This window comes from Prevotella sp. C561, from assembly GCF_000224595.1.
GTDB lineage: Bacteria > Bacteroidota > Bacteroidia > Bacteroidales > Bacteroidaceae > Prevotella > Prevotella jejuni.
Map to the genome: position 1 here is coordinate 102,795 of NZ_JH114148.1, position 6,391 is coordinate 109,185.

Genomic DNA, 6,391 nt, shown 5'->3' on the forward strand with positions numbered 1-6,391 from the left:
TTATGGCAAGATACATAGGTCCAAAATCACGAATTGCACGCCGTTTCGGTGAGCCAATTTTCGGCGCAGATAAGGTATTAGCTAAGAGAAATTTCCCTCCAGGACAGCACGGTAATAACCGTCGTCGTAAGGTGTCTGAGTATGGTGCTCAGCTTGCAGAGAAGCAAAAGGCTAAATACACTTATGGCGTTTTGGAGCGTCAGTTCCGTAATCTGTTCGATAAGGCTGCTAAGGCAGATGGTATTACTGGTGAGGTTCTTCTTCAGAGCCTTGAGAGCCGTCTGGATAATGTAGTGTTCCGTCTCGGTATCGCTCCTACTCGTGCAGCTGCACGTCAGCTCGTTAGCCACAAGCATATTGTTGTTAACGGTAATGTCGTAAATATTGCTTCATATCAGGTAAAGGCTGGTGACGTTGTTGGTGTTCGTGAGAAGGCTAAGTCACTTGAGGTTATCGAGGCTGCTTTGGCAGGCTTCAACCACAGCAAGTATCCTTGGCTTGAGTGGGATGATAACGCTAAGTGCGGTAAGTTCCTCCATCGTCCAGACCGTGCTGACATCCCTGAGAATATTAAGGAGCAGTTAATCGTTGAGTTGTACTCTAAACAATAAAATCATTAAATTAATGGCGATATTAGCATTTCAAAAACCTGATAAAGTAGTGATGCTGGAGGCCAATGACCATTTCGGCAAGTTCGAATTCCGTCCACTTGAGCCTGGCTTCGGTGTTACCATTGGTAACGCTCTTCGTCGCATCCTCCTTTCATCGCTGGAAGGCTTCGCAATTAACACTATCCGTATAGCTGGTGTTGAGCACGAGTTCTCTTCAGTTCCTGGTGTAAAGGAAGATGTTACCAACATCATCTTGAATCTCAAGCAAGTTCGATTCAAGCAAGTAGTAGAAGAATTCGAGAATGAGAAAGTTAGTATCACCGTAGAGAATTCCACCGAATTCAAAGCAGGTGATATCGGTAAGTATCTGACTGGATTTGAAGTGTTAAACCCTGATTTGGTGATTTGTCATTTAGACTCCAAGGCTTCTATGCAGATTGATTTGACCATCAATAAGGGACGTGGTTACGTTCCTGCTGAGGAAAATCGTGAATACTGCACTGATGTAAACGTACTCCCAATCGATTCCATCTACACCCCAATTCGTAACGTAAAATATGCCGTTGAGCCATATCGTGTTGAACAGAAGACCGACTATGACAAATTGGTTGTTGAAGTTACGACCGATGGTTCCATCCACCCAAAGGATGCACTGAAAGAGGCTGCAAAGATTCTTATCTATCATTTCATGTTGTTCTCTGATGAGAAGATTACTCTCGAGAATCCAGATCAGGAGGGCAACCAGGAGTTCGATGAGGAGGTTCTGCACATGCGCCAGCTCTTGAAGACCAAGTTGACCGACGCAAGTCTCAACTTGAGTGTTCGTGCACTTAACTGCTTAAAGGCAGCTGATGTAGAGACATTAGGCGACCTCGTACAGTACAACAAGACGGATCTCTTGAAGTTCCGTAACTTTGGTAAGAAATCGCTTTCTGAGCTTGATGATTTGCTCGAGAGTCTGAATCTGTCGTTTGGAACCGACATTACAAAGTATAAATTGGATAAAGAATAGTTGACGAGTTGTCTAAACGACAAGTTGACGGGTTTATCCACAACGAGTTAAAAACAAAATGAGACATAATAAGAAATTCAACCATTTGGGTCGTACTGCTGACCACCGCGCTGCGTTGCTTTCAAACTTGGCAGTTGCTTTGATTCTGAATCAGCACAAAAGAATCACTACGACTCTTGCTAAGGCAAAGGCTCTTAAGAAGTATGTTGAGCCGCTAATCACACGTTCTAAGAATGATACAACTAACTCACGTCGTGTTGTATTCCGTTATCTTCAGAACAAAGAGGCTGTTACTGAGCTCTTCAAAGAGATTTCAGTTAAGGTAGCTGATCGTCCAGGCGGTTATACACGCGTTATCAAGCTCGGAACTCGTCAGGGTGACGCTGCTCAGATTGCATTTATTGAGCTTGTTGACTATGATGAGAACATGGCTAAGACTCCAAAGGCTGAAGCTAAGAAGACTCGTCGTAGCCGTCGTTCTACAAAGAAGGCTGATGATGCACCAGCAGAGGCTGCTGAGAACGTTGCTGAAGAGGCAAAGGCTGAATAATCCGAATAGATTTTATCTCTATAATAAAGAATTCCCGGTACTTAATGTATCGGGAGTTTTTATTTGTGATAGTTAGTTTGTCTACTGTTTTAACATTCTTGACACATAGCCATTGTGGCGGAACCATTTATGCGCCCAGTTGGGTACCATAAAGATATAGCCAGAGATGTCTTCGTGTGGAGCGCAGTCAAGTTGGTTGCCAATGATGTCTGCAGCTTCTTGTACAGATGTTCCGTATAACCGTGCTAATTCTTCACGTATAAGCGTATATGTGATATTACGGATAGAGGCTGCATTGATGGGTTGATTTCCTAATAGAGCCAATAATTCTTTTTTAGAAGGGATTTTTACTTTTGGTCCTACTCGTAGTCCTTCAAAGCAGTATTCTCCATCTACCTTATACATAGTAAATCCATCTTTACGGTTGCGCTCATTACAGTCCTCTGCCATTTGACGTGCAATAGGGTGGGTGATACGTTGCAGTATCTCTGCGATAATGGGCTGATGACGTAATTGTCCATATGTATATCCTTCACCGTTGATTCCACCAGAACCCGATGGGATATCAGAATCGGAGATTATGCATAACTCTTTTCTTTCCATTTCTTCTTGTTTAAGTATTCTGATTAAATTTTAGTTCAAACTTTGTGTAGAAGTCCCTAACATAAATGAAATCGAAGATGCTGAAGCTTGTATGGTCGTATAGATTGTGAAAATGCTGATGAAGGTGTAGGTCGTGACTCCATTCTCTATATAACCCTTCATTCCAACAATCATCAGCATCTTGCATTCCCATGAGTTCCATTTCTGTCTTGTTGTCTTCCTCTCCATGATATCCGTCGAAGCTCATACAGCAACCATATTTGCAATAGATATCGTTATAACTTTCATCATTGAGAATCTCCCAAATCATTTCTGAATCTTCTCCTTGGAAAGGATTACTTTTTGAGTATTGTCTATCTTTTCCTAAGAATATCTTACACTCTACACCCTCAAACAGCAAACTACTTCCGCTATCTGCCAACATTTTCTTTGTATTGTAATACAACTCTCTGCTTTGTTGATATTTTTTAATAACTACTTCTTTAAGTGTTTCGTTGAATTCCTTTAACAGCTGATAGTTTTCATCTGTTGGCTTGAATAGTTGGTTAAGGTGCATTCGACGATTAAAGATGAGAGTTACCATCTTCTCGTCACGTGCTTTTAATTGTGGGTTCTCGTAATATGTCAAAAGTGAGGACTCTGTCTTATTGATTCTTTCTTTTAAAGTTTCCTTTATTTTCATTTCTAAAGTGGTCTCTGTAAAAATTAAAGATTTAGGTTAGGTTTTATTAATGACGTTGTTCTGTTGTAGTGGACTTATAGTTCTTTCAAATTACTGAAATATAATCTAATACGTGTACTTTTTATTTTGCATTGGTTTGAATTCAAAGAGCTATTAAGCCCTCTTATTCTGGGAATATTCTATTAATATTTAATCCAAATCGGTTATTAGGCTACTTAAACTGCATTTTCAAATGATTTCTAATAACGGGCATTAGAAATTGACGTCTGTAAATGATTCTCATTTAATAACTTAATAATCAATTACGTTTAACCCATCTTTTTGTTTATTTGGGTTTAACTTGTCTTCGTTCAATGAGAAACTAATGATATGAGAAGTAAGAAAAATGAGCAGTTTGGTTTAATATCTGATTTGGATTAAATAGATGTGTTATTTATATCTTAATTAATTGTGTAAACTTCCATCGTTTTGTTCTTCAATTACTTGTATATAATTTTTCATCCACGCTATTCTAAGTTCTCTCATCTCATCGTCTTCATCATCGTCATCGTCATCATCGTCATCATCATCGTCATCATCATCATCATCATCATCATCATCGTCGTCGTCATCATCATAATAATCGTCGTCTTCATCCTCCGGATATATTTCATATGGACAGTCAGCTGTAAGTGCTTCTACTTCGTCTTCTGTAAGCCAATCTTCAAGCTCATCAAAATAATACTCTTCTTCTTCATCTTCATTATATCTAACAGATGAATACTTTAAACCACAAATTTTTCCCATAGTTGTCTATTTTTTATTATTAATAATAACTCTATTATTGAAATAGAGCCTCGTTTGTTCTTATCATTTGCTTGTATATACTCTGCTTATATTCTGCTGTGCATTTTCTGCGTGGATGGTTGACTATCTTGAAAGCTTCCTCTTGCTGAAAGTCTTTAAAATATTGTATTCTACATCCTCCACCGCAGATGTATCGCAAATCGCAATTTCTACAAGGTATCAAGTTATCTACACATGAAATTCTACTTGCTTCTTTTGAGAAAGAGAGTATCTCTTCAAAAGAATTTCTTCTTATGTTCAAGGAAGTTGGGAGCATAGATAATGAAGGACAGAAATATACGTTTCCGTTTGACTCTATTGTTAGGTTGCCAAATTCACAATTGTTTTCTAACAAAAAGTGTGTATGGAAATCAATGAAAGCTAAGTCTAAAACGTCCTCACCCATACAATATTTGTATATGGATTCTGTAATAGTCTCATATTCTTGTTTTTCTTGTGAAGAAAATTTTATCTCTCGCCCATCTAATAAACTTGTTGTGAAACGGATTCCGAAAGGCTTATCTTTATATTTTTCTATAAGTTCCTTTCCAAAGGTTGCATACCCTTGTATCTTATTTTTTAGAGTTTTGTCAAACCAAGGGGTGATACCAATATCTGTTGGCACACCGTAAGATAGAAATGTATCAACAGTATTGAGTGCCTTCTCGAAGTTGTCTTTACCCCTGATTTTAGAGTTTTCTTCTTCGTTAATCCCATCAATACTTATCTGAACACGTGATAGATATGGACTAACAGCTTTAATGTCTTCTTCTTTCCATAAAGTTCCGTTGGTCAGAACTTCTACATTTAGTCCTGAACTATGCGTGTGTTTGATGATATCAAGAAGATCTGTTCTCATACAAACCTCTCCCCCTGTGAATGTTATTTGCTCACCTCCACTCTCTTTAAATAGATCTATTACTTTATAGATTTCTTCTGTAGTTAACTCCTTTTCTTTCTTCTTTCCTGCATACATATAGCAGTGGGGACAGCTCATATTGCATGCATTGGTTAAATGAAATTGCATAACCCCACTATAGTTTGCAGGTCTTACATCTTTCTTCTCAAACTGCTTAGCTTCTATTTGGATTACTACGGCATGTGCATTCTTTTGGTTGCCTTTAAAAGACTTTAAGGCTGTCTCAAGATTGTTAGTTTGTAAGAGTTTGAAAAAGTCTATTTGTTCTTCATTCTCAAGTACAATCCAATTAGCAGTAAGAGGTGAAACTATCACATAGAGCCCTAAAATAGACTCTATGTGTAGTTGTTCGGGAAAACTATAAACCTTTAGTGGGCTTATGCTTTTTCTTTTCTCCATATTTGAGATGTTACAGAATACCTTTGGAGCCTGTGTGAGTCTTTTTGCAACATACAGCATAGCAGCCGTAGAAAAGTCTTTTGTCTTTTTTCTTCTCGACGTAATAGATAATTTCCATAATTTCTAATTATTAAAATGTTAGTAATGATGCAGAGAGGATAAAAGAAGAAAGGGGACACGGCCCGCTTTATCTTTATTTATCCGGTTCGGTTCTGGAAAACACCTTGGAGTCAAAATAAAGTAAAGACAGTCCATGCCCCCATATAGGATAGGGGCACAGAACCTGCCTAAACTCGATTAGTGACGACTCCTTAGTTGAATTTTCCAGATTTAACCGGGTCGAATAACCTCGTTTGCAAGTTTTGTGCAATGAATGGCGAGTGGTTTGTAAAGTGCCCACCAAACATGGCACAAATGTCGCAAGTTCAACATAGAACTGCAATCCCAAGTGCTGGTGTAGCTTAATAATCTATACCTGAAAACACCGAGGGGTTTGGGGGCGAGAAGCCCCCATGAGAAGAAAATCAACAAGCAATGCATAAAAATAAGAAAGGGAGACCTCTGTCTCCCAAAGATTAATTAATTTTGCATTGCAATGTACAAACAATTAACCTCGGAGCAAAGGTACACAATTTCTGTGCTACTCCAAAAATAGAACGAAACAAAAAGATATTGCCAAGGCGATAAAATGTAAAGTGCAAGTACAGTGTCTCGTGAAATAAGACGTAATAGCGGAGTCCGAAGACACTATAATTGGGAAACTGCCCAAGCAAATGCAGTACAAACAAGG

7 protein-coding genes and 1 pseudogene are annotated in these 6,391 nt (G+C 38.6%); 4 read left to right on the top strand and 4 right to left on the bottom strand.

Annotated features, from left to right (window positions below; all coding sequences use genetic code 11):
- Window positions 1-2 precede the first annotated feature (2 nt).
- The 3 genes from rpsD to rplQ are packed head-to-tail and all read left to right on the top strand — an operon-like array spanning window position 3 to window position 2,173.
- Window positions 3-611 carry a 30S ribosomal protein S4 gene (gene rpsD, locus HMPREF0666_RS10925; RefSeq protein ID WP_009012408.1) on the top strand — a complete coding sequence of 203 codons (609 nt, stop codon included), beginning with the start codon at window positions 3-5 and terminating at the stop codon, window positions 609-611.
- Window positions 612-624: 13 nt separating this feature from the next.
- Window positions 625-1,623, top strand: coding sequence for a DNA-directed RNA polymerase subunit alpha (locus HMPREF0666_RS10930; protein ID WP_004361631.1), 999 nt, complete (start codon window positions 625-627; stop codon window positions 1,621-1,623).
- 58 nt (window positions 1,624-1,681) lie between these two features.
- On the top strand, window positions 1,682-2,173 hold the full coding sequence (gene rplQ, locus HMPREF0666_RS10935; RefSeq protein WP_009012409.1) for a 50S ribosomal protein L17: 492 nt from the start codon (window positions 1,682-1,684) through the stop codon (window positions 2,171-2,173).
- Between the two features lie 81 nt (window positions 2,174-2,254).
- Here rplQ and HMPREF0666_RS10940 read toward each other — a convergent pair whose 3' ends face one another.
- The 4 genes from HMPREF0666_RS10940 to HMPREF0666_RS10955 all read right to left on the bottom strand — a co-directional run bounded on the left by HMPREF0666_RS10940 (window position 2,255) and on the right by HMPREF0666_RS10955 (window position 5,601).
- A complete protein-coding gene (locus tag HMPREF0666_RS10940) occupies window positions 2,255-2,776 on the bottom strand; it encodes a hypothetical protein (RefSeq protein ID WP_009012410.1) in 522 nt (173 codons plus the stop codon).
- Window positions 2,777-2,786: 10 nt separating this feature from the next.
- The gene (locus tag HMPREF0666_RS10945; RefSeq protein WP_009012411.1) at window positions 2,787-3,458 is read right to left on the bottom strand and encodes a hypothetical protein; all 672 of its coding nucleotides are present in this window, start codon (window positions 3,456-3,458) and stop codon (window positions 2,787-2,789) included.
- Window positions 3,459-3,902: 444 nt separating this feature from the next.
- Window positions 3,903-4,244 (bottom strand): hypothetical protein, encoded by a 342-nt coding sequence (locus tag HMPREF0666_RS17405; RefSeq protein WP_009012412.1) that lies wholly within the window; start codon window positions 4,242-4,244, stop codon window positions 3,903-3,905.
- 34 nt (window positions 4,245-4,278) lie between these two features.
- Entirely contained in the window at window positions 4,279-5,601 is a 1,323-nt protein-coding gene (locus HMPREF0666_RS10955) for a radical SAM/SPASM domain-containing protein (protein WP_042856302.1), read from the bottom strand.
- A gap of 595 nt (window positions 5,602-6,196) precedes the next feature.
- On the opposite strand from HMPREF0666_RS10955, the pseudogene HMPREF0666_RS18700 reads away from it, so the two are divergent.
- Window positions 6,197-6,391 (top strand): annotated as a pseudogene (locus HMPREF0666_RS18700) (helix-turn-helix domain-containing protein); the annotation flags it as partial.